At 73.5% G+C, this 23,605-nt stretch carries 17 protein-coding genes; 7 read left to right on the plus strand and 10 right to left on the minus strand.

The genetic code is table 11. The annotated features are described in order from the left end of the window. Positions 1–51 precede the first annotated feature (51 nt). The 3 genes from L3078_RS41120 to L3078_RS41130 are packed head-to-tail and all read right to left on the minus strand — an operon-like array spanning position 52 to position 3,773. The gene (locus tag L3078_RS41120; RefSeq protein WP_239759307.1) at positions 52–1,047 is read right to left on the minus strand and encodes an ABC transporter permease; all 996 of its coding nucleotides are present in this window, start codon (positions 1,045–1,047) and stop codon (positions 52–54) included. Then, positions 1,044–2,726 carry a sugar ABC transporter ATP-binding protein gene (locus tag L3078_RS41125; RefSeq protein WP_239759308.1) on the minus strand — a complete coding sequence of 561 codons (1,683 nt, stop codon included), beginning with the start codon at positions 2,724–2,726 and terminating at the stop codon, positions 1,044–1,046. The genes L3078_RS41120 and L3078_RS41125 overlap by 4 nt, the downstream gene beginning before the upstream one ends. Positions 2,727–2,735: 9 nt before the next feature. Continuing rightward, complete coding sequence (locus tag L3078_RS41130; RefSeq protein WP_239759309.1) at positions 2,736–3,773, minus strand: sugar ABC transporter substrate-binding protein; 1,038 nt, start codon at positions 3,771–3,773, stop codon at positions 2,736–2,738. A gap of 272 nt (positions 3,774–4,045) precedes the next feature. Between L3078_RS41130 and L3078_RS41135 the strand changes: the two genes are divergently transcribed. Both L3078_RS41135 and L3078_RS41140 read left to right on the plus strand, forming a co-directional pair. Beyond that, positions 4,046–5,074 (plus strand): helix-turn-helix transcriptional regulator, encoded by a 1,029-nt coding sequence (locus tag L3078_RS41135; protein ID WP_239759310.1) that lies wholly within the window; start codon positions 4,046–4,048, stop codon positions 5,072–5,074. Between the two features lie 23 nt (positions 5,075–5,097). Continuing rightward, positions 5,098–5,730 (plus strand): flavoprotein, encoded by a 633-nt coding sequence (locus tag L3078_RS41140; RefSeq protein ID WP_420864144.1) that lies wholly within the window; start codon positions 5,098–5,100, stop codon positions 5,728–5,730. Here L3078_RS41140 and L3078_RS41145 read toward each other — a convergent pair. The 4 genes from L3078_RS41145 to L3078_RS41160 all read right to left on the minus strand — a co-directional run bounded on the left by L3078_RS41145 (position 5,720) and on the right by L3078_RS41160 (position 11,168). After that, on the minus strand, positions 5,720–6,511 hold the full coding sequence (locus L3078_RS41145) for an MBL fold metallo-hydrolase (protein WP_239759311.1): 792 nt from the start codon (positions 6,509–6,511) through the stop codon (positions 5,720–5,722). The two genes, L3078_RS41140 and L3078_RS41145, sit on opposite strands and share 11 nt — an antisense overlap. 78 nt (positions 6,512–6,589) lie before the next feature. Then, positions 6,590–7,387, minus strand: a complete 798-nt coding sequence (locus L3078_RS41150) for an alpha/beta hydrolase (RefSeq protein ID WP_239759312.1) — start codon at positions 7,385–7,387, stop codon at positions 6,590–6,592. Positions 7,388–7,427: 40 nt separating this feature from the next. After that, positions 7,428–8,252 carry an alpha/beta fold hydrolase gene (locus L3078_RS41155; RefSeq protein ID WP_239759313.1) on the minus strand — a complete coding sequence of 275 codons (825 nt, stop codon included), beginning with the start codon at positions 8,250–8,252 and terminating at the stop codon, positions 7,428–7,430. A gap of 168 nt (positions 8,253–8,420) precedes the next feature. Further along, positions 8,421–11,168 (minus strand): helix-turn-helix transcriptional regulator, encoded by a 2,748-nt coding sequence (locus L3078_RS41160; RefSeq protein ID WP_239759314.1) that lies wholly within the window; start codon positions 11,166–11,168, stop codon positions 8,421–8,423. 278 nt (positions 11,169–11,446) lie between these two features. Here L3078_RS41160 and L3078_RS41165 point away from each other — a divergent pair, with 278 nt between their 5' ends. From L3078_RS41165 to L3078_RS41175, 3 genes are all read left to right on the plus strand, one after another. Beyond that, positions 11,447–12,580, plus strand: a complete 1,134-nt coding sequence (locus tag L3078_RS41165) for an ABC transporter substrate-binding protein (protein ID WP_239759315.1) — start codon at positions 11,447–11,449, stop codon at positions 12,578–12,580. 124 nt (positions 12,581–12,704) lie between these two features. After that, positions 12,705–13,910 carry a sensor histidine kinase gene (locus L3078_RS41170; protein WP_239759316.1) on the plus strand — a complete coding sequence of 402 codons (1,206 nt, stop codon included), beginning with the start codon at positions 12,705–12,707 and terminating at the stop codon, positions 13,908–13,910. Continuing rightward, positions 13,907–14,572: a response regulator transcription factor gene (locus L3078_RS41175; RefSeq protein ID WP_239759317.1), complete on the plus strand. Its 666-nt coding sequence runs from the start codon at positions 13,907–13,909 to the stop codon at positions 14,570–14,572. The genes L3078_RS41170 and L3078_RS41175 overlap by 4 nt, the downstream gene beginning before the upstream one ends. 16 nt (positions 14,573–14,588) lie before the next feature. Here L3078_RS41175 and L3078_RS41180 read toward each other — a convergent pair whose 3' ends face one another. Further along, positions 14,589–15,383 (minus strand): phytanoyl-CoA dioxygenase family protein, encoded by a 795-nt coding sequence (locus tag L3078_RS41180; protein WP_239759318.1) that lies wholly within the window; start codon positions 15,381–15,383, stop codon positions 14,589–14,591. Positions 15,384–15,446: 63 nt separating this feature from the next. Here L3078_RS41180 and L3078_RS41185 point away from each other — a divergent pair, with 63 nt between their 5' ends. After that, positions 15,447–16,358, plus strand: coding sequence for a helix-turn-helix domain-containing protein (locus tag L3078_RS41185; RefSeq protein WP_239759319.1), 912 nt, complete (start codon positions 15,447–15,449; stop codon positions 16,356–16,358). 15 nt (positions 16,359–16,373) lie between these two features. On the opposite strand, the gene L3078_RS41190 is transcribed toward L3078_RS41185, so the two are convergent. Next, positions 16,374–17,633: an SLC13 family permease gene (locus L3078_RS41190; protein WP_239759320.1), complete on the minus strand. Its 1,260-nt coding sequence runs from the start codon at positions 17,631–17,633 to the stop codon at positions 16,374–16,376. Positions 17,634–17,780: 147 nt separating this feature from the next. Then, positions 17,781–20,195 (minus strand): SpoIIE family protein phosphatase, encoded by a 2,415-nt coding sequence (locus L3078_RS41195; RefSeq protein ID WP_275593209.1) that lies wholly within the window; start codon positions 20,193–20,195, stop codon positions 17,781–17,783. A 261-nt stretch (positions 20,196–20,456) separates the two neighbouring features. Here L3078_RS41195 and L3078_RS41200 point away from each other — a divergent pair, with 261 nt between their 5' ends. Beyond that, positions 20,457–23,546 carry a glycoside hydrolase family 2 TIM barrel-domain containing protein gene (locus L3078_RS41200; protein WP_239759321.1) on the plus strand — a complete coding sequence of 1,030 codons (3,090 nt, stop codon included), beginning with the start codon at positions 20,457–20,459 and terminating at the stop codon, positions 23,544–23,546. Positions 23,547–23,605: the final 59 nt, after the last annotated feature.

Raw genomic sequence — 23,605 nt, forward strand, 5'->3', positions numbered from 1 at the left:
TGTCTGGGTGCGGGGGAGGGGAGGAGGGAACGGGCGGGGCCCCGGGCGCGGTCACCGGGTGGCGCGTGGACCGAAGTAGGCGAGCGCCGCGCCCGCCACCAGGGCCACGCCCTGCGCCATCTGCTGCCAGAACGTCGGCACGCTCAGCAGTGTCAGCCCGTTCTGCAGACAACCCAGGAACAGCACGCCGAGCAGCACCCCGAGAACCGAACCGGAGCCGCCGCTCAGGGCGACCCCGCCCAGCAGCACCGCCGTGAGCACGGTCAGCTCGAAGCCCGTGCCCGAGGTGCCCGCGACCACGCTGTCCAGTACGGACGCCTTGATCGCCCCGGCCAGCGCGGCGGCCGTACCGGTCACCACGAACAGCGCGAACGGCGTACGGCGGACGTCGATACCGGAGAGGTACGCGGCCTCCCGGTTGACCCCGATCGCGAACACATGGCGTCCGGTGGGCGTGTACGCCAGGAACAGCGCCCCGGCGACGAGCACGACGGCGGCGATGACGACGGGGGCCGCGATCCCGGCGATCCGCGCCCCGCCCAGCCAGGCGAAGCCGTCGCCGAAGCCGCTCAGCGGCAGCGGGAAGAGCTGCTGCGCCAGGCCGCGCACGGCCGCCAGCATGCCCAGCGTCACGATGAACGGCGACAGCCCCAGATAGCAGCAGAGCACCCCGTTCACGGCGCCGACCGCCGCGCCCACGGCCAGCGCGCCGAGGACGGCGACCACGGGGGACTGGGCCTGCTCCCCCGCGAGCCAGCCCGCCGTCAGGGCGCCCAGCGCCAGCGTCGAACCCACCGACAGATCCAGGTAACCGCTGATCACCAGCAGGGCCAGGGGTACGGCGACGATCGCGAGGGCGGCCGCGTCGGTGGCGATCCCGCGCAGGTTCCCGGGGTCGAGGAAGCTGCCGGTGGACAGCTGAAACACCAGCACCAGCAGGGCGAGGACGACGATCAGGGGATGGCGGCGCACCGTCGAGAGCCCGTGCGCGGCCAGGGCGCGCGGGCCGGGGACGACGCCGCGCTCGGCGGCGGTCACGGCGGTCATGGCGTTCCTTCGGGGGAGAGGGCGGGAGGCGCGGTGGGGGCGCCGTCCGGGGCGTGGTGCGGCTGCGGAGGCGTGGGCCCCGCGTCGTGGACCGCCGCCAGGAGGGACGCCTCGGTGAGGTCCGGACCGGAGAGTTCGGCGACGATCCGGCCCCGGTCGACGACCAGACAGCGGTGGGCGAGGCCGGCCGCCTCCTCGGGGTCGCTGGAGGCGAACAGCACGGCCGTGCCGCGCTCGGCGGCGAGCGTGGACACGACGTCGTAGATCTCCTGGCGGGCGCCGACGTCGACGCCCTGGGTCGGCTCGTCGAGCAGCAGGACGTCGACGGTCCTGGCCTCGTTGATCCACCGGCCGAGCAGCAGCTTCTGCTGGTTGCCGCCGGAGAACGCGGAGGCCGGCAGGCCAGGCCGCGTGGGCCGCAGCCCCACCGCCTCGGCGAGCGAGCCGAACACCCGCCGCTCCGCGCCGAGGGCCCGCACCCCGCGCCGGGCGAGCGGGCGCACGCTCGGCAGCAGCACGTTGTCCTGCGCGCTCAGCCCCGCGAACAGACCCTGGGCCCGCCGGTCCGCCGGCACCAGCGCGATGCCGGCGGCGAGGGCGTCGGCGGGGCGGGCGGGGGAGACCTCACGCCCACCGACGTGGACGCGGCCGCCCTCGGCCCGCCGCCTGCCGAACAACGTCTCCAGCACCCGCGTACGCCCGGACCCGATCAGCCCGTACAGCCCCACGATCTCGCCCTCACCGACGGTGAGGTCGACCGGCCCGAAGCCGGGACCGCGCAGCCCGCGCAGGGAGAGACGGGCGGGTGCGGGGGAGCGGGGGGTGGAGGGGGCCGTAGCGGCCCCGGGTACGGGACCGCTGCGCACCGTCGGCCCGTCCGAGCCCGGCGCCGGCGCCTCCGTGTCGCGGTGGGGCTTCGGTGGGCCGTCCGCCCCCGTGATCGCCCGTACCAGGGCGTGGCGGTGGTGGACGCCGGTCGCCGTGTGGGTGACGCGGCCGTCGCGGAGGACCGTCACCGCGTCCGCGAGGCGTTCGACCTCGGCCAGGAGGTGCGTGACGTAGACGATGGCGAGGCCCTGGGCGCGCAGGTCCTCCACCCGGGTCGCGAGGGCGTCGCTCTCGGCGCCGGAGAGCGCGGCCGTGGGCTCGTCGAGGACCAGTACCGAGGCGCTGCGGCTGAGCGCCTTGGCGATCTCGACCAACTGCTTCTGTCCCATGGGCAGTTCACCCACCCGGTCGCGCGGCGAGCAGCTCGCGGCCACGCGGTCGAGGAGTTCGGCGGCCACCTTCTCCTGGGCCCGGCGGTCGATCCGCCCGTACCGGGTCCACTCCTGCCCGAGGAAGATGTTCTCGGCCACGGTCAGGGAGTCCACGACGCTGAGCGTCTGGAAGATGATCGCCACCCCCGCCGCGATCGACTCACGCGGACTGAGCCGGGCGTACGGCACCCCGCCCACCTCGATCGTCCCGGCGTCCGGCGGGAACGCCCCGCCCAGGCACTTGATCAGCGTGGACTTGCCGGCGCCGTTGTGCCCGAGCAGGGCGTGCACCTGGCCGGCGGGCACGGTGAGGTCCACCCCGTCCAGCGCCCGCACCCCGCCGAAGGACTTGCTGAGGGACGTGATCCGCAGGTTCGGCGGCAGGGCCGCCGCCCCCGTCGTGTCGCTCGTGTCGGCCATCGCGCCGCCCTAGCCGTTCTGGGCGAGCAGCGCGTCGATCTCCGCCGTGTCACCGCGCTGGACCAGCTTGACCGGCACCTCGACGCTCGGGTTCGCCTTCCCCGCGGCCACCGCGAGCGGCACGTCGACGATGGCGTCGGAGATGTCCTGCGGGGCGAGGGCGGACGAAGCCCGGTAGAAGGTGCCCTGCTTGATGGCGAGCAAGGAGGGGGCCGAGCCGTCCTGGCCGCCGACGAACGTCTTCTTGTCGCCGTTCTTCCGCCCGCTCTGCTGCAAGGCCTTGAATCCGCCGTACGCCGCGGCGTCCGTGATGCCGAGGATGATGTTCAGGTCGGGGTGCTTGGCGAGGAGCGCGTTGGACTTCGACAGCCCCGTGTCGGGGTCGATGGCCTGCTCCTGCGCCACCACGTCGACACCGGGCGCGAGCTTGGTGAAGGCGTCGATCATGCCCTTGGTGCGCTCCCGGCCCAGCTCGATCGTGTTGTCGACCAGGAACGCGATCTTCCCCTTCCCGTTCAGCTCTTCCTCGGCCCACTTCGCGGCGGCCTCGCCGAGCAGGGTGCCGCTCTCGCGGAAGCTGAACTGGATGTCGGCGCTCTGGTTCTCCAGCGTCCCGCCGTACGTCACCCAGATCAGGCCCGCGTCGAGCGCCGCCTTGGCGATCGACTCGGTGGCCTCGAAGACCATCGGGAACGACACGATCGCGGGCATCTTCTGCGTGACCCAGGCATTGAGGTTGCTGGCCTGGGTGTCGGGGTTGCTCGCGTCGCTCGTCGTCAGCAGCTTGACGTCGTGCTTCTTCGCCGCGGCCGTGGAGAGCTTCACCAGGGTGCTGTAGAGCGGGATCTGGGTGAAGGGGTAGTCGAGACCGATCCGCGTGAGCCTGCGTGCGGAGGGGGACGCGTCCGCCGCCTTCGCCGCACCGGAGCTGCTCTCCGGGGCGCTGCAGCCCGTGGCGGCCAGCCCGGTCGCGGTGACCGCGCCGGCCGACCAGGCGAGGAACTGCCTGCGCGAGGCCGGGGTGACGGAAAGGGGGCGTCTGGTCATGGCGGGGATCTCCAAGGGGGACGGGGCCCGTCGACGGCGGGCGTCCTGCTGTGCCGAACAGAAAAGACCCCACCGCCCCGCCCCACCATCCGTACAAATACCGAGTCCGCGGACCGGGGCCGGGTGGCGGTGGGCCCGCGCACGCTTCGTGGAAGGCCGTGGGCGGTGGGGGCGTCGTGGATCGGTGAATGCCTTGTCCGTCGCACCCCGTCCCCTTATCGTTAGGGCCCAAAAGACCTGTACCGGTCTCGGGGCGGCCCCGGGAGGCTCGCATGCTCACCCATCACCAGCTCGCGGCCGCCGCCCGCATCGGGATGCTCACCCGTGAACGCGACACCGCCGCCGCCTGCGCCGAGGCCCTGCGTGAACTCGGCCGCGCGCTGCCCCTCGACGCCGCCACCCTCCTGGAGATCGACCCGATCACCGGCGCCCACGTCCAGGTCGCGGGTGTCGGCTACGACGCCGACGTCTCCGCCGCGCTGGCCGCCGAGTTCGTCGCGACCCCCTGGTACGCCAACGTCCTGCGCAGCGCGATCCCCCCGTCCATCTGCGAGGACGTCGAGGACCCGGGCGAGCGCTACCGCGACGGCTGGTTCTACGCCGAGCGGATGCGCCCGGCGGGCGTCCGCGACGCGGTGACGGGCGCCCTGCGCCACCACGGGCGGCTCGTCGGCCTGATCACCCTCTCCACGGCGACCCCCGACGCCTACGACACCGAGACCCGCTACCTGCTGGCGTCGCTGCTGCCCGCCCTGGGCGCCCTCGCCGACCCCACCGCGCACGCGGGCGACCTCCCCGACCTCCCCGCGGACGGCGGGGCCGGCCTCGTCGTAGCCGGCGACACCCTCGAACTCCCGGGCCGGGCCCCCGCCGTGGTCCTCAGGGACCCCGAGTTCCGCCGTCTCCTGGACGCCTTCGCCGAGGCGCACGGCACCCGGCTGCGCCTGCTGTGGCCCGTGGGACCCGACTGGTACCGGGTCACCGTGCGCCGCCACACCCTCGGCACGGCCGTCGTGAGAAGCGCGGTGCTCGTCCACGAGACGCCCACCCCGCTGCCGTACGGCCTCAGCCCGCGCGAACTGGAGGTGCTCACCCGGGCGGCCACCGGCAGCACCAACCAGGCCATCGCCCAGGCACTGTTCCTGTCCCCGCGCACCGTGCACACCCATGTCGAACACCTGCTGCGCAAGACCGGCGCCGCCTCCCGCGCGGAGGCCACCGCCCTCGCCGTACGGGACGGGCTGCTCCGACCGACCGCCGAGGACGTCGAACGCTTCGTCGAGAGATCGCCCGGAGGGTGAGCGGGGTTGAGTAGGGTCGACGGGTGACTGCGACTGCGAACACGGCCGACGACCTGCCGGGACGAGGCGGGTCCGGGCGAGGGGAGCCGGGACGAGGCAGGTCCGGACCGGGTGGGCGGCCCTTCCTCTACGTCGTCGTCTGCGCGGCCGGTATCGCCTCCGAGGTCGGCAAGCTGATCGCCGCCGCCCAGGAGCGCGGCTGGGAGGTCGGGGTCATCGCGACCCCCGTCGCCCTGGGCGGTTTCTTCGACACGGCCGAGGTGGAGGCGCGGACCGGCCGCCCGATCCGTTCCGCCTGGCGGCGACCGGGCGACGCCCGCCCCTTCCCGCCGCCGGACGCCGTGGTGGTCGCGCCCGCCACCTTCAACACCGTCAACAAGTGGGCCGCCGGACTGGCCGACACCCTCGCGGTCGGCACCCTGTGCGAGGCGAGCGGCCTGGGCGTCCCGATCGCCGTGCTGCCCTGCGTCGCCGACGCCCTCGCCGCCCACCCGGCCTACCGCGCGAGCCTGGAGCGGCTGCGCGGCATGGGCGTCAGGTTCGGCGACCCGTACGCCGGCGGGCGCGAGGAGAGCGGTGAGCGCGCGGAGTTCTGCTGGGAACGGGCGCTGGACCTGCTGGAGACGGGCGAGGCGGCAGGGGACCTCACACGCTGAGTTCCGTCGCCGTCCCCATCGGCAGCCAGCGGAACGCGTCCCGTACCTCGGCGGGGGCCCCGGCCAGGGTCCGCTCGGCCGCCGCGCGGGCCTCACGGAAGTGACTCCACCCCTCGTAGTGCACCGGCACGACCGTACGGGGACGCAGGTGCCGGCAGACGTCCACGGCCCCGGCGGCGGTCATCGTGTAGCGCAGCGGGCCGGTGACCGGGAAGCCGACGCCGCCGAGGTGGAGCAGGGCCGTGCCCACGGTCAGGCGGCGGCCCACCTCCCGCAGGCCCGCGAAGAGGACCGAGTCGCCGGAGATCCACAGCACCCCGTGCCGCTGGCCGGGCCAGGCGAGCGCGAAGCCCGTCACCTCGCCGACGATCGGACGGGACAGCGGCGGGCCGTGCCGCGCGGGGGTGGCGGTCACCTCGACGGTCGTGCCGTCGGCGGAGGACAACGTCCAGGTGTCCCAGGGCGCCAGTCCCCGTGCGTTGCCGCCGAGGCGTCGCGCCCCGGAGGTGGTGGTGAGCACGACCTCGACGCCCGGGAGGAGGGCGCGGCCCGCGTCGTCGAGGTTGTCGCCGTGGTGGTCGTGGGTCAGCAACACCGCGTCCACCGGCGGCAGTTCGGCGACCGACAGCGCGGGCCCGGCGGTCTTGCGGGACGACGTGCCCCAGCCGAAGGCGTAGCGGCGGCCCGGCGGGTCGAACGTCGGATCGGTGAGCAGTCGCAGGCCGCCGATCTCGATCAGCGCGGTCGGACCGCCGATGTGCGTCACACGGACGCCGGTCATACGAGGGACTCCTTCCGGGGAAAGACCCGGGGTGGCCGTACGACGGCCACCCCGGATGCGTTCGAAACAGGGCCCGGACTACCGCGCGTGCGCGACCGCCCAGTCCACGGCGTGGTCCGCGACCGCCTCCCAGCCGGGCGCGGCGGGCAGCAGATGCGGCATCCCGGGGTACTCCTTGACCTCGGTGACCGTGTGCGACTTGTAGTGCTTGGCGTTGGACTGCTGCACCTTGGGCGGCATCAGATGGTCCTTCTCGCCCGAGACGAACAGCAGCGGCGGCCGGTCCTCGTTGTGGTAATTCACATAGGTGCTCTGGTGGCCGGGGCGCAGGGTGGCCAGGGCGCTGTCCCAGAAGATGCTGCCGGACGCGGGGACGGCGTACCGCTCGTACAACGCCCTCGACTCCTCCTCGGGGAAGGTGTTGGTGAAGGCGTAGTGCCACTGCTCGAAAGTGAGGCCGACCGCGCGGTGTCGATTGGCGGGGTTCTTCAGCACCGGGAACGCCGACTTGATCTGGGTCAGCGGCAGTACGGCCACTCCCTCGGTGGGCGCCGAGTTGATCGCCACGCCGGCCGCGCCGAGGCCCCGGTCGAGGAGCAGTTGGACGAAGACGCCGCCGGCGGAGTGGCCGATGAGGATCGGCGGCCTGTCGAGACCCTGGACGACGGCGGCCAGGCTGTCCACGATCTGGGGGACCGTCACCTTCTCGATCGGGGTGGTGTCGGCGTTCAGCGACTCGACCTCCACCTCGAAGCCCGGGTAGGCCGGGGCGAGGACCCGGAAGCCGCGCTTCTCGTAGTGGGCGATCCAGTGCTCCCAGCTCCGGGGCGTCACCCAGAAGCCGTGGATCAGGACGATCGTGTCGGGACTGCTCATCGTTTTCCTTCCAGGAACCGGAACGAGGGGGACGGGACGCTCAGGAGCCCAGGAACTCCAGGAGATCCGCGCAGAGTTGGTCCTTGTGCGTGTCCGTGATGCCGTGCGGGGCTCCCGGGTAGACCTTCAGCGTCGCGTTCTTGATCCGGGCCGCCGACGCCCTGCCGCCCACCTCGAACGGCACGACCTGGTCGTCGTCGCCGTGGATGACGAGGGCGGGCACGTCGACGGCGTCGAGATCGGCGCGGAAGTCGGTGGCGGAGAAGGCCGCGACGCACTCGTAGGCGTTGCGGTGGCCGGACTGCAGGCCCTGGAGCCAGAACGCGTCCCGTACGCCCTGGGACACGTCGGCCCCGGGCCGGTTGTTGCCGAAGAACGGGCCGTCGGCGAGGTCCCGGTACAGCTGCGACCGGTCGGCGAGCGAGCCGGCGCGGATCGCGTCGAACACCTCGACGGGTACGCCGTCGGGGTTGTCGTCGGTCCTGAGCATGAACGGCGGCACGGCGGAGACCAGCACCAGCTGCGCGACCCGCCCCGTGCCGTGTCGCCCCACGTAGCGGGCCACCTCGCCGCCGCCGGTGGAGAACCCGACGAGCGTGACGTCCCGCAGGTCGAGGGTGTCGATCAGGGTGGCGAGGTCGTCGGCGTAGGTGTTCATCTCGTTGCCGTGCCAGGTCTGGGTGGAGCGGCCGTGCCCGCGCCGGTCGTGCGCGACGACGCGGTAGCCGTGCCTGGCCAGGAACAGCTGTTGTGCCTCCCAGCTGTCGGCGTTCAGGGGCCAGCCGTGACTGAGCACGACCGGGCGGCCCTGACCCCAGTCCTTGTAGAAGATCTGTGCCCCGTCGGCTGTGGTGACGTACGGCATGGGGTGCTCCCGTCTGCGGGCGTGTCCGACCCCCGCATCCTCCGGCGGGCCGGCACGGCGCCGAATCCTGTGGAACGCGTAGTCGTGACCGGGCGGTCCGCGCGGTCCGCCCCCCGTCACCGACGGTATGCCGGGGCCCTCCACCCCGCCACACGCACCGCCTGCCGCCTAGAGCTCCGGGACGCGCGCCAGCTGCCGCCGGGAGGTGACGTCGAGCTTTCGGAAGATCTTGCGCAGGTGGTAGTCGACCGTGCTCGCGCTGATGAACAGCTGGGCGGCGATCTCGGCGTTGGTGGAGCCGGCCCCGGCGAGCCGGGCGATGGTCAGCTCCTGCGGGGTGAGGGCCCCGTCCGCTCCGGCCGGGCCACGGCGCGGATGCTCACCGGTCGCCGCCAACTCCCGTGCCGCGCGCGTCGCGTACCCCCGGGCCCGCATGGTGTCGAACATCGTCAGTGCCGTCCGCAGTTGTTCGCGCGCGGCCTTGCGGCGCTTGCGGCGGCGCAGCCACTCGCCGTAGAGGAGGTGCGCGACGGCGAGGTCGGCCCGGGTGGCGCCGCCGGAGAGCAGCGAGATCGCCTCGCGGTAGAGCGGATCGGCGTCGTTCGCGGGCGCGAGCAGGGCCCGGCAGCGGGCCAGCAGACCGAGCGCCCACGGGGTGCCCGTGGCCGTCGCCCGGGACTCCAGGGTCCGCAGGGCCGTCGTGGCGAGGACCCGGTCGCCGCAGCGGACGGCCGCCTCGACCAGGTGGGGCAGGATCCGGGAGTGGCAGCCGATCGGGTCCTGGCCGACCAGCTCCTGGGTGAGGGTGCGGGCCCGCGCGTAGTCGCCGGAGCCCAGGGCGAGGATCGCCATGCCGATACGGGCGATGGACTCCACCGCGCCGCTGCCCAGCCAGGTACCGGCCTCCATGGAGCCGCGCAGCACCGCTTCCAGCTCCTCGGTGTCCGCGTGCCAGGCGAGCAGTTCGGGGTGCCGGTAGAGCGCCCACATGTCGTCGGTGGCACCGATCGCCGCGCGGATCTGCGAGCCCTGGGCGTACAGATCGTCCGCGAGGGCCAGCTCACCGAGGTTGGTCTCGTGCATCACCGAGCAGTACAGGGCGCTGTCCAGCTCCAGCAGGGAGCCGGTTGCCCGGGCGATGTCGGCGGCCCGACGCGTGACCGCGCGCTGGGTCTCCTCGTCCCAGAGCATCATCGTCAGGGTGACGGCGGGCAGATACGCGCGGAGCACGTCGTGGTCCGAGGTGTCGGGGTCCCGCACCATCTCGTGGGCCCGCCGCATGTGGGGCACGGCCCGCTCGTAGCCGTCGGTGACGAGGACGGCGAAGGCGCGCAGCACCAGGTCGACACCGGTGGCGGGCGCCGTGCGCGGCAGCAGGTCGTCCACGGCCCGCGCGATGTCCGCCCATGTGGTGTCCCGGACGAGGTGCTCGGCGGTGATCGCGCTCCGCACCGCCCGCAGCAGCGCCTCGCGGGCCGTCTCCGGGGCCCCGTCGGCGAGGGACCGCGCGGCGCGCAGACACAGCGCGGGCGCCGCCGCGAACCCGCCCGCGTCACCGAGGAACATCACCGCCTGGGCGCGCACCAGCAGGGCCCGGCCCCGGCCGACGTCGCCGAGCAGGGCCACGTCGATCGCGTCCAGCAGCGACTCCGCCTGGAGCGGCGCCCCCGCCGACAGCGCGGCCTCCGCCGCCGCCAGCAGCCGGCCGGCCCGCTCGACTTCCCCCGGGGTCAGCTCGGCGGCCCTGGTGAGGAAGGTGGCGCGGGCCGCGTGACCGCCGCGGGCGCCCGCCCGGTCCGCCGAGCGCTCCAGTTCGGCGGCCACCTTCTCGTCCGGCGCGAGGGCGGCCGCCGCCAGGTGCCAGGCCCGCCGGTCGGAGTCGGCCGGCCGGTCCGTCACCTCGGCCAGCGCCCGGTGGGCCCGCCCGCGCTCCACACTGGTGGCACCGCCGTACACCGCCGACCGCACCAGCGGATGCCGGAACTCGACGGCCGTGCGCAGCACCACCAGCCCCACCGCCTCGGCCGGCCCCGAATCCTCGGGGCCGATCCCGAACAGGCGCCCCGCGCTCGTGACATAGCCGAGGTCCCCGCCCGGCGCGGTCGCCGCCAGCAGCAGCCAGATCCGCGCCGCCATCGGCAGCTCGCGCACCCTCCGTACGTAGTGCGCCTCCAACCGGCCGCCCACGGGCAGCGGTTCGGGCAGCGCCGACGAGCCGGAGAGCTGGTCGGCGGTCAACTCCTGCCCCAGGTCGGTCAGCGCGAGCGGATTCCCGGCGGTCGCGGCCACGATCCGCGCGCCCACGCGGGCGTCCAGCGGCCCGGTGACGGCCTCCCGCAGCAGCTCCAGGGCGAACGGCTCCTCCAGGCCGCCCACCTCGACGACCGGCAGTCCCGCCGGTGCCTCGAACCCGGTCCGGGCCGCGAACAGCAGCCCCACGCCTTCGGCGTGCATCCGCCGTCCCACGAAGGCGAGGACGCCCAGCGACTCCTCGTCGAGCCACTGCGCGTCGTCCACACAGGCCAGTACGGGCCGTCGCTTCGCGGCCTCCGCGAGCAGCGTCAGCGTGGCGAGGCCCACCAAAAACCGGTCGGCGGGCGGGCCGTCGGCCAGCCCGCACGCCACCCTGAGCGCCTCGTGCTGCGACGGCGGCAGCCCACCGGGCTCCTTCAGCTCGTCCAGGAACGGCACGAGGAGCCGCTGCAGCGCCGCGAACGGGAACGTCGCCTCGGACTCCACGCCCGCCACGCGCAACACCCGCAGATCGGCCGCCTCCCGGCCCGCGTGATCGAGGAGCACCGTCTTCCCGATCCCGGCGTCGCCCCGTAACAGCACGACCCCGCTCAGTCCCCGCCGCACCTCTGCCACCAGCTGTTCGAGCCGCTCACGTTCCCTGCCCCGCCCCTTGAGAACCACGACGCCGACGCCCTTCGAACAGGGGCCCTTTGTGCAGGCCGTATGAGGTTCTGGTGAAGCCGCCCCATTCAATCAGCGCGCGGCCGGGCGTACTTGGGCTTCGGGCGAGAGCGGTACGGAGGGATCGCACCGTGACGGATGAGGCCGCGCGTTCAACCGAACGGTTGAAGGGATCGGCGGCTTACGGGCGACGCGCGGCGGACACCGCCGGTCACAGACTTGCGTTGCCGCGGCGGCGGCACGCCCGATGGATCAGCCCGGAAAGGACCTTCCCCCACATGGCCAGCAGCTTCAGCAGGCGACGCATCCTCACCACCGGCGCGGGCGTCGCGCTCGGCGGCATCGTCGCGACCGGCGCGGCCCACGCGTCGCCGGCCGGTTCCCGAACGGCGTCGCCGGGCGCCGAGGAGACCCGCTCCCTCGACGAGCTGTACCGCGACGCGGTCGCCGAGGGCGGCAGGCTCGTCATCTACGCGGGCGGCGACACCGCCACCCAGCAGGACGCCACGGCCCAGGCCTTCCGCGCCCGCTTCCCGGACATCGACCTGACGATGGTCGTGGACTACAGCAAGTACCACGACGTCCGCGTCGACAACCAGCTCGCGACCGACACCCTGGTCCCCGACGTCGTCCAGCTCCAGACGCTCCAGGACTTCACCCGCTGGAAGCGCCAGGGCAAGCTGCTGCCCTACAAGCCCGCCGGCTTCTCCCAGCTGTACAAGGACTTCCGGGACCCGCAGGGCGCCTGGACGGCCGTCCGGGTCATCGCTTTCAGCTACATGTACGGCGTCGAGGCCGTCGGCGGCAACGCGCCCAAGTCGCCGCAGGAGCTGGTCGACCCGCGCTGGAAGGGCGCCATCGCCTCCTCCTACCCGCACGACGACGACGCGGTGCTGTACCTCTTCTCCCTCTACCAGGAGGCCTACGGCTGGGACTGGATCGCGAAGTTCGCCGCCCAGCAGCCGCAGTTCAACCGCGGTTCGCACAGCCCGGGTGTCGCGGTCAACGCCAAGCAGAAGGCCATCGGCGTCGGCGGGTCCGGCTCGCTGACCGCGCCCGCCACGGCCCCGACGCGCTTCGCGGTCGCCGACGGCCACCCCTTCATGGCCTGGGGCCAGCGGGCCGCGATCCTCCGGAAGGCCGCCCACCCCACCGCCGCCAAGCTGTACCTCAACTGGGCCCTGTCCGCCGAACGCCAGCAGGGCTCCGGCTGGTCCGTCCGCACCGACATCACGCCCGCCGGCGGCCTGGCGCCCATCTGGACCTACCGGAACGCGCACCTCGACGGCTTCCCCCGCTTCATGGAGGACCGCGCCCAGGTCGAGCGCTGGAAGCAGACCTTCGCCCTCTACTTCGGCGAGGTCAAGGGCGACCCGACACCGGGCTTCCTGGGGCTGCACCCCGGGCGGTGACCCCCGCCGGGCACGGCGGGCACGGCGAACCTCTTTACCCCTGTCACACGCGTCACGGCCTACACTCGGCTGGCCCCGCCAGCCCGTGCCCGTCCGGACCGTCGCAGAGGGAATCGCCGCCGCCGTGCCCGCCATCGCCGCCCCCGCCGTCCCGCGCCGAGCTTTACCGCCGCTTCGGCGGTTGCCGGACCTGCTGTTCCTGACCGTCGCCGTCGGCGGAGCCGTCCGCCTCGCCGACCTGAACTCCGCGCTGTGCTGGGAACTGGTCCCGCTCGTCGCGCTGTTGGCGGTCGGGTACGTGGCCGGCCTCGCCCTCTGGGACCGGCTGGGCCGGTGGGGCCGCCCGCTGTGGCTCGGCGCGCTGCTGGCGCTGTGGTGCCGGGTCTCCTGGGAGATGCCGGCCCCGGCCGCCACCGCCTACACCTGGCTGGTGCTCCCGCTCGCGATCCTCGCCCTGCGCATGTTCACGGGCCGTACGGCGGTCGCCGTAGTCGGCGTGATCACCGTGCCGCTCGTCCTGCTGATCGTCCGGACCTCCGGAACCGTCCATCCCGAACAGCTCCTCCCACCGGTCGCCGCACTGTGGACCACGGTCGCCCTGTACCGCGCCCAGCAGCGTCTTCTCGGCGAACTGCGGCGCACCCGGGCCGAGTTGGCGCGGAACCAGCGTGAGGCGGGCCGGCTCGCCGAGCGCGCCCGGATCGCCCGCGACCTGCACGACACGCTCGCCCAGGAACTCGCCGGCAGCCGCATGCTCCTCCAGGCCGCCGACCGCGACTGGGACCGGCGCCCCGACCTCGCCAGGACCCAGGTCCGTACGGTCGTGGACACGCTCGGCGCCAACCTCGCCGAGACCCGCACCATCATCAGCGACCTCACCCCGCCCGCGCTGGAGCACGACGACCTCACCACCGCCCTGCGCACCCTTTGCGCCCGTGACACCGCCGCACCCTCGCGGGTGGTGTTCCGCACCGAGGGCGAACCGGGCCACCTGCCCCGCGACCGGGCCGCCGCCCTGCTCCGCGTCGCCCAGGGGCTGCTGGCCAACGCCTGCGAGCACGCGCGCGCCCGGCACGTCTGGGTCACCCTCGACCACCGCGACGACCGGGCCGTCACCGTCGAGGTACGGGACGACGGCGTGGGCTTCGACGCGGCGGTGGCGGCGCCGCAGCCGGGCTGCCGCGGCCTCGGCCTGACCGCGGGCCGGGAGCGGCTGGGCGCCCTCGGCGGCTCGCTCACCGTCCGCAGCGCACCCGGTCGCGGCACCCTGGCCCGCGCCACCCTCCCCGTGGACACCCTCGCCCTCGCGGGCCCGGCGGGCAGCCGGTGACCGGCCCGGACGGCAGCGCGCTGCGGGTCCTGATCGTCGACGACCACGTGGTCGTACGCGCCGGACTGCGCGCCCTGCTCACCGGCGAACCCGGCTTCGACGTGGTCGGTGAGACCGGCGACGGCGAGGAGGCCGTCCACCTCACCGCGCGACTGCGCCCCGACGTGGTGCTGATGGACCTCCGGCTGACCGACGACACGGCCCCCGGCCCCCGGGCCGACGGCCTCGCCGCCACCCGGCGGATCGCCGCCGAGACCCCCGGCAGCCGGGTCGTCGTCCTGACCAGCTCCGGGACGCGGGGCGATGTCGTCCGGGCGATGGAGGCGGGCGCCCGCGGCTACGTCCTCAAGGCCGGACCACCGGAGGAACTGTTCCGTGCCGTGCGCGCCGCCGCGGCCGGCGGTACGGGGCTGGCCCCGGAGGCGGCCGGACAGCTGGCCGGGCACCTGGCCGACCCGGGGACCGTCCTGAGCGACCGGGAGATCGAGGTCGTACGCCTGCTGGCGCTGGGCCACAGCAATCGCTCCATCGCCGCCTCCCTCTTCCTCTCCGAGGCCACCGTCAAGACCCATCTGGTCCGCGTCTACCGCAAGCTCGGCACCGAGAACCGGGCGAGCACGGTCTCCGAGGCGGTCCGGCGGGGGCTCCTGGAACTGGGCTGAGGCGGCGCGAGGCCGGTCAGTGGGCGCCCATCGGCTCGAACTCCGTGCCGCACGGGCCCGCTCCCACGCTCTCCGCGAGGGCCACGGGGGCGCCGCTCATCGTCAGCGTCTCGTAGTAGCGGCCGATGCGTTCGGCGGAGCGGCCCACGTAGTGGCCGATGAAGGAACGGCGGAAGCGGTCCGTGGTGCGGTTGGGCTGGGAGCCGTGGACCAGGCTGCCGTTGAAGAACAGGACGTCGCCCGGGGCCATGTCGACGGGCACGGGGGTCAGACCGGGCGGCGGCGGGACGTACTCGCGGGCGAACGACAGCTCCGCGTCCGCGACCTCCGGGCAGAACACATCCATCCGGTGCGTGCCCGGCACGACCTCCAGACCGCCGTTGTCCCGGTCGATCACGTCGCAGGCGATCCACGCGGCCACACACGTGCCCGGCTCGACCCGCAGATAGAAGTTGTCCTGGTGCAGCGCCTGCCCCCGGGCCCCCGGCGGCTTGAAGTAGAACATGCTCTGCGCGGCCAGGACCTCCTCCCCGAGCAGCCCTTCCAGGATCTCCCGCAGCCGGGTGTCGAGCAGGACCCGCAGCGACAGGTCGTCGATGCGGTGCGGGTGCATCACCCGGGGGTAGACATGCAGCGGGTCCACCGGCCCGTCGGCCGGGGCCGGGCGGGGCTGGAAGTGGCCCGGGATCGGCCCGCCGGCCCGCAGCGCCGCGAACCGGTCGCACAACTGCTCGATCTCGGCGGGCGGGAACAGCCCCCGCACCACCACGAAGCCGTTCTCCTCGAACTCCGACTTGTCCGTGACTGTCATCCGCGCTTCCCTTCTCGGCGTCGTCCCTGTGCTCCAAGCTAGGTTGGAGCGCCTTTCGGGAGGATGCCTGTGCGTGCTGACAACCTGCCTGACACTGCTGCGTCCGACAATCCCTCGCCGGACCAGGTGATCATCGGCCGCTTCGACCAGCGGCCGCCCTACGCCGTGCACCGGCCACGCGGCGCGGACAGCTGGCTGTACACCTGGACCACGGGCGGCGGCGGTCTGCTGCGGCAGGGCTCGACCCGTAGCCCGGCGGGCCCCGGCGACCTGGTGGTCCTCGGACCGGGCGTGCCGCAGCACTACACCGTCCGGCCCGGCGCCGACCACTGGGCGTTCTGGTGGGTGCACTGCCGGGCCCGGCCCTCCTGGACGGCCCGGCTGCGCCCGTACGGGAGCGCCGACCGGCTCTACGCCCTGCCCCCGGCCTCCGCGGGCGTCCGGGAACGCGTCGACACGGCCTTCCGCCGGATGCTCGCCGACGCCCGCTGGACCGGCGAGGGCGCGCCGCCGACGCCGGGCGCCGTCCCGTCCGGTGAGGAGGTCGCCGTCGCGCACGGCACCGCCGCCCGTGAACTCGCCCTGTGCTCACTGGAGGAGGTGGTTCTGCTGACCGCCGCTCGGGCGGAGCCCCGCCGGTCGGGGGTCGACCCGAGGATCCGCCGGGCCGAGGACCTGATCGCGGCGGACCCCGCCGCTCCGCACACCGTCCGCTCCCTCGCCGAGCGGGTCTCCCTCTCCCCGTCCCGCTTCGCGCACCTCTTCACCGAGCAGCTCGGCCACTCCCCGATGCGGGCTCTGAGCCAGGCCCGACTGCTGCACGCCGCCCGGCTCCTGGAGGCCACCGGACTTCCGGTGGAGCGCGTGGCCGCCGCCTCCGGGTTCGCCAGCCCGTTCCACTTCAGCAGGGTGTTCCGGCAGCGCTACGGGGTGCCGCCAGGGGAGTACAGACAGCGTCTGCGCGACGGCGGCTGAGCGGAATCCCGCCGGTCAGCCCCCGAAGGCGAGCAGCGACAGCCACAGCGCCACCACCGACGACACCAGGGCCACGGGGACGGTGAGCAGGCCGAGGCGGGTGAACTCGCCCAGGTCCACGTCGTGTTCGTGCTGGTGGACGATGCGCCGCCACAACAGGGTGGCCAGGGAACCGGCGTACGTCAGGTTCGGGCCGATGTTGACCCCCAGGAGCACGGCGAGCACGGCGCCCGTGCCCAGCGGGGCGGCCAGCGGGACCAGGACCAGGACCGCCGGCAGGTTGTTGATGACGTTGGACAGCACGGCGGCCAGGGCGGCGACGCCGAGCAGGGCGAGCAGGCCGGTGCCGGACGGCATCACGCGGCCCAGCGCGTCGGCGAGCCCGTTGTCGACCACCGCGCGCACCACGATGCCCAGCGCCAGCACGAACGCGAGGAAGGGCAGGGAGAGGGAGTGGAAGAGGGCGCGCGGGCCGGTGGTCCGGCGGACCAGCGCGCGGACCGCGAGCACCAGGGCCCCGGCCAGCGCCGCCCACACCGGCTCGATCCCGAGCGCCGACGTCAGCACGAACCCGGCGAGCGTGCACACGACCGTGACCAGCGCGAACATCGGCAGCTCGGGCGCCTCGACGGCCTCCTCGGGCGCGGGCGCCCCGGCGTCCAGATCGGCCGCGAAGAACCGCCGGAACACCAGGTACTCGGCGGCCACGGCCACCGCCCACGGCGCCGCCATCAGCAGCGCGAACCGGGTGAACGTCAGCCCGGAGGCCGTGAAGGCCAGCAGGTTGGTGAGGTTGGACACGGGCAGCAGCAGCGAGGCCGTGTTCGACAGATGCGCGGTGGCGTACAGATGCGGCTTGGGGCGGGCGCCCAGCCGGGCCACGGTCGCGAACACCACCGGAGTGAGCAGGACGACCGTCGCGTCCAGGCTCAGCACCGCCGTGATGCCGGAGGCCAGCGCGAACGTCGACCCCAGCAGCCGACGGGGCCGGCCGGCCGACGCGCGCGCCATCCACGCCCCGCACGCCTGGAACAGCCCTTCGTCGTCGCAGAGCTTGGCCAGCACGAGCACGGCGGCGAGGAACCCGAGAACCGGGCCCAGCAGCTCGGCCTCGGCACGGGCGTGCTCCCAGGAGACGGCACCGGCGGCGACGGCGATCCCGGCGGCCGGTACGGCGACCACGGCCTCCGGCAGTCCGAAGGGGTGGGCGACCGCGCAGCCGAGGACGACGACGAGCAGGACGACGGACAGGACCTCGGCGAGGGCGGTGTTCACGGCAGGGCTTTCGGGCGTTCTTCGTCGGGGGACGTCCGGGCGCTCGACGGCGCGGGGACGGGTGCACACTACAGCTGCCCGCCGACGACCAGCGAACACGCGTGCGGCCTCAGGGTGAGACGAGGCTCACCGCGGCACCGGTCGTCCTCACTCCTCCGACAGCGTCAGATCCGCCCAGATCGTCTTGCCGTCCTCGGTGTGCCGACTGCCCCAGCGCTGGGTCAGCTGGGCCACGAGCAGCAGACCGCGTCCGCCCTCGTCGAAGGTCTTGGCCCGGCGCAGATGCGGGGCGGTGCCGCTGCCGTCCGACACCTCGCAGATCAGCGTGGTGTCGTCGTGGATCAGACGCAGCTGGATCGGCGGGGCGCCGTGCCGGATGGCGTTGGTGACCAGCTCGCTCACCACCAGCTCGGCCGTGAACGCCGACTCGCTGATGCCCCACAGCGCCATCTGCGTCAGCACGTACTGACGGGTGCGGGCCACGAACGCGGGGTCCGCCGGGATCGACCAGGTCGCCACCCGTTCCGCCCGGAGCCCACGGGTGCGGGCCAGCAGCAGCGCCACGTCGTCGGGCGCGCCGTTCGCGGGGAGCAGGGAGTGGACGACGTCCTGGCAGATGTCGTCCAGCGAGCCCTTGCGGCCGGACAGCGCCTCCGCCAGCAGTTCCTGGCCGGTGTCGATGTCCCGGTCCCGGGTCTCGATCAGGCCGTCGGTGTAGAGGGCGATGACCGTGCCCTCGGGCAGTTCGAGCTCGGCGGACTCGAAGGGCAGTCCGCCGAGGCCCAGGGGCTGTCCCGACGGCACTTCGACCTCCATGGGCCGTCCGTCCGGGTCGAGGACCACCGGCGGCGGATGCCCGGCACGGGCGAAGGTGCAGCGCCGGGTCACCGGGTCGTAGACGGCGTACAGACACGTGGCGCCCACCTCACCGGTCACCCCCTCGCTGCCGGCCTCGGCGGACAGGCGTACGACGAGGTCGTCGAGGTGGGTGAGCAGCTCGTCGGGGGCGAGGTCGACGTCGGCGAGGGTGCGGACGGCGGTCCGCAGCCGGCCCATGGTGGCGGAGGCCTGGACGCCGTGGCCGACGACGTCGCCGACGACCATGGCGACCCGCATCCCGGAGAGCGGGATGACGTCGAACCAGTCGCCGCCGACCCCGGCCTGGGCCGCCGGGAGGTAGCGGGAGGCGGCCTCCAGCGCGGGCATGCGAGGCAGGGTCTGGGGGAGGAGGCTGCGCTGCAGGGCGAGGGCTGTCTCGCGCTCGCGGGAGTAGCGGCGGGCGTTGTCGATGCAGACGGCGGCGCGGGCCGTGACCTCCTCGGCCAGCAGCTCGTCGTCGGCGGTGTACGGGTCGAGCCGTTTGAAGCGGGTCAGGACGGCCACGCCGAGGGTGGTGCCCCGGGCCCGGATCGGTACCGACATGGTGGTGTGGACGCCCAGCTCCTTGACCCGCTGGCTGCGTATCGGGTCCCAGGCGAGCCAGTCCACGAGGGTGTTGGCGGGGTCCGTCGCCACGACCGTGTGCCCGATCGACAGGGACGCCGCCTGAGGGGAGCCGGCCGGGTAGACGTCGGTCCGGCCCACCTCGACCACCGCCTCGGGGCAGCCGGGGGTCACCGACTGGTGGGCGGCGCGACGCAGGGTGAACGGCGCGGAGAGCGGGCCCTCGTGCGGTTCGTCGCCGTGGTCGAGGGACTGCATCAGATCGACGCTGACGAAGTCGGCGAGGACCGGGACGCACACATCGGCCAGCTCCTGGGCCGTCCGCCGCACGTCGAGGGTGGTGCCGATGCGGATGCTCGCCTCGTTCACCAGCTGCAGCCGCTGCCGCGCCAGGTACTGCTCGGTGATGTCGTGCCCGGTGACGCAGACCCCGATCGGCACCCCGGAGTCGTCCGTGAGCGGGGCGATCGCCGCCGACCAGGCGTGGGCGCGGTTCTCGTCGGCGGCCCGCAGGAAGGTCTGCACGTCCTTGCGCCGGCCCAGGGCCAGCACCTCGCGCAGGTCCTGCTCCAGCTTCTCGCCCTGGCGGCCGCCGATGATCTCGGACATGTGCAGGCCCCGGATGTTCTCCTCGGGCATGCCCACGGCGTCCGCCATCACGTCGTTGATGCCGCGCAGCCTGAGGCGGTCGTCGAAGACGGCCATGGCGCACGGCGACTGGACCATGACGGCCGCGGCGAGCGGATCGTCCCGCACCAGGGGGCCGGGATCGTCCAGCGGACAGAGAACCAGCCAGCTGCCGCCGCCGTCGGTGTTCTTCAGGCCCCGGTGGTGGGCGAGCAGCCACGCGGTCACCGTACGGCCGTCGCGGTGACGCAGTGCGAGCTTCCCGTTCCAGCTGCGGCTGCCCGGCGGGGGCGGCAGGAAGGCGCCGTCGGGGGCCAGCAGCTCCTCGGCGGGGCGGCCCACGACCTCCGTCGCGTGCCAGCCCAGCAGGCGTCTGGCGCCCTCGTTCCACTCGACGATCGTGCCGTCGCCGTCCATGGCCGCCCGCGCGGTGGCGGCACCGTCCAGGGCGTACGCAGGGGTGTCACCGTGCGTAACCTTGCGGCTCCTCATCGTCGCGAGTTCCATTCCGCCGGACCGAACGGGCTTACGGGCGAATTCCAGCCTATGCGCTCCGCCGGAAAAGCGGACGGGAAACCGCACCTCCGCCCGATTTGCTGAACGGGTGTTCGGTGAGTGGCGCGAGGGGCCCTTGACGATCCTGGGGCGGGTCGTCAGATTCTGTTCGGTCACGATCGCATGTGATGGCTTGTGGGGTCTTGTGCTCCACGGCTCCCCGGAACGTCCACCCGCACGTTCGACGAAGGGAACATCATGACCGTCACCCGCAGATCATTGCTCGTCGCGGGCACCTCCGCCCCCCTGGTGGGAGCGCTGACGGGCACCGCGACCGCCGCCCCCCGGTCGGGAACCGCCGCCACCCGCCGGACCGTCCCGCTCCGCGACGGCTGGCGCTTCGCCCTCGTCAACCCCGGCGGCATCACCGACCCCACCGGCGAGTACGCCGACGCCGCGCGCCCCGGGTACGACGACTCCGCCTGGCGGCAGGTCGCCGTCCCCCACGACTGGTCCATCGAACTCGCCCCCACCACCGAGCACGGCACCACCAGCGGCACCGGCTTCTTCCCCGGCGGCCTCGGCTGGTACCGCACCGCCTTCACCCTGCAGCCCTCCCTCGTGGGCAAGCGGATCTCGGTCGAGTTCGACGGCGTCTACATGGACTCGTACGTCCACTGCAACGGCACCGAGGTCGGCCGCCACCCCTACGGCTACACCGGCTTCGCGTTCGACCTCACCGACCTGCTGCACACCGACGGCACCACCGAGAACGTCATCGCGGTCAAGGTCCAGAACCGCCTGCCCAGCAGCCGCTGGTACTCCGGCAGCGGCATCTACCGCGAGGCCCGACTGGTCGTCACCGACCCCGTGCACGTGGCCCGCTGGGGCACGTACGTCACCACGCCGGACATCACCGCGAAGCGCGCCCTCGTCCGCGTCCGCACCACCGTCGTGAACGCCTCCGGCGGCACGGCGGACGTCGAGGTCGTCTCCCGCGTCGTCGACGCCCATGGCCGCACGGTCGCCCGTACGTCCTCCACGGTCGCCGTCACCGGCACCGCGACCGAGACCCACGAACTGACGGTCCGCGAGCCGAGGTTCTGGGACTTCGCGGACCCGCACCGCTACACCCTCACCACCGAACTCCGCGTCGGTGGCCGCACCACCGACACCCACCGCACCCCCCTCGGCATCCGCACGTTCCGCTTCGACCCCGACGAGGGCTTCCACCTCAACGGCACCCCGCACAAGATCAAGGGCGTCGACCTCCACCACGACCTCGGCGCGCTCGGCGCCGCCGTCCACGCCGACGCGATCCGCCGGCAGATGACGATCATGAAGTCGATGGGCGTCAACGCGCTGCGCACCTCACACAACCCGCCCTCGCCCGAGATGATCGAGGTCTGCGAGGACCTCGGCATCGTGATGACGGTGGAGGCCTTCGACTGCTGGCGCAGCCCCAAGACCCGCTACGACTACGGCCGTTTCTTCGACGAGTGGGCCGACCGCGACATCACCGAGATGGTGCTCGCGGCCCGCAACTCGCCCGCCGTCCTGATGTGGTCCCTCGGCAACGAGGTCTCCGAGTTCACCTCCACCTCCGGCCTCGCCATGGCGGACCGCCTGATCGCCGCCCTCAAGGCCTCCGACGACACCCGCCCCGTCGTCATCGGCTCCCACCGCCACCGCAGCGTCCCCGCCCCCGGCACCCCCGGCGACCTGATCCTCGCCAAGCTCGACGGCCTCGGCCTCAACTACAACACCGCCAAGTCGGTGGACGCCCTGCACGCCCGCTACCCGCACCTGTTCCTCTTCGAGTCGGAGTCGTCCTCGGAGACCTCCACGCGAGGCGTCTACCAGGAGCCCGAGCGCCTCAACACCGGCGAGAACCACACACCGGGCCGACGGGGCGTCTCCTCCTACGACAACAACCTCGCCTCCTGGACCATGAGCGGCGAGTACGGCCACAAGAAGGACCGCGACCGGAAGTGGTTCGCCGGGCAGTTCCTCTGGTCGGGCATCGACTACCTCGGCGAGCCCACGCCGTACGACGTCTTCCCGGTGAAGGCCTCCTTCTTCGGCGCGGTCGACACGGCCGGCTTCCCCAAGGACATGTACCACCTCTTCCGGAGCCAGTGGACCAGCGAGCCCATGGTCCATCTGCTGCCGATGACCTGGAACCACCAGGAGGGCGACACGGTCGAGATGTGGGCCTACTCCAACGTCGCCACCGTCGAGCTGTTCCTCAACGGGAAGTCCCTCGGGACGAGGAGGTTCGACGAGAAGAAGACCCTCGACGGGCGCTCCTACCTGGAGACCACCGAACCCACCGGCGACGACAAGACCTTCACCGAGGGCCCCTACCCGGGCAGCTACACCAGCCCCAACGGCAGCGCGGGCAAACTCCACCTCACCTGGAAGGTGCCGTACGCCCCCGGTGAGTTGAAGGCGGTGGCACGGCGCGACGGCCGGGTCGTCGCCACCGACGTCCTGCGCACGGCCGGTGCGCCGCACGCCGTCTGGCTCACCGCCGACCGCAAGTTCATGAAGGCGGACGGGCGTTCGCTGGCCTTCGTCACCGCGGAGATCGTCGACGCCCGGGGCGTGGTGGTCCCCGACGCCGAGCACCTCCTCACCTTCGACGTCCGGGGAGGCTCCCTCGCGGGCCTCGACAACGGCCGCGAGGAGAGCGCCGAGCGCTACCAGGCCTCCACCCGCACCGCCTTCGGCGGCAAGGTGCTCGCGATCGTCCGGTCCGGGGCCGAGGCGGGCGCGGTACGGGTGACGGCACGGGCGGCCGGGCTGCGCACCGGAAGGGTGAGCGTGCGCGCCACGCCGACGCGCGACAGGTCGACGACCCCGACCGCCGCGTTCGGGCCCGACCACCCGGCTCCCGTCACCTACCCCCGCGCCGACGCGAGTTACTCGGGTCGCCCCGACACCCTGCCCGCCGCGATGCTCGACGGCGATCCCGCCACCGGCTGGTCCAACGCGTTCTTCAAGGCCGCCACCGCCCTGCTGCCCGCGTTCAGCGGGGCGCGGCCCGAGGACTGGGTCTCGGTCGACTGGGGGCGGCCCGGGACGCTCGACCGGGTCGAGGTCTCCTTCACCGTCGACTCCGGGCACACCCTGCCCGAGGCTGTCGGGGTCGAGGTGTGGGACGGCGGGCGGTACGTCCCCGTGGAGGGCGCGAAGACCGACTGGGCCACCGTCTCCGACGCCCCCACGGCGATCACCTTCACCCCGGTGCGCGGCTCCCGCGTCCGGCTCAGCCTGACGAGCCGCCACCCGGGCGAGACACGCGGCGCGGTCCGCATCAGCAGGCTGGACGTCCTCGCAATCTGACGCGCCGGGCCTCGTCGGCGCGCCGCCGCCACGGTCCGGACGGAAACCAGTCCCGTCCG

The sequence above is a fragment of the Streptomyces deccanensis genome (genome assembly GCF_022385335.1).
Taxonomy (GTDB): domain Bacteria; phylum Actinomycetota; class Actinomycetes; order Streptomycetales; family Streptomycetaceae; genus Streptomyces; species Streptomyces deccanensis.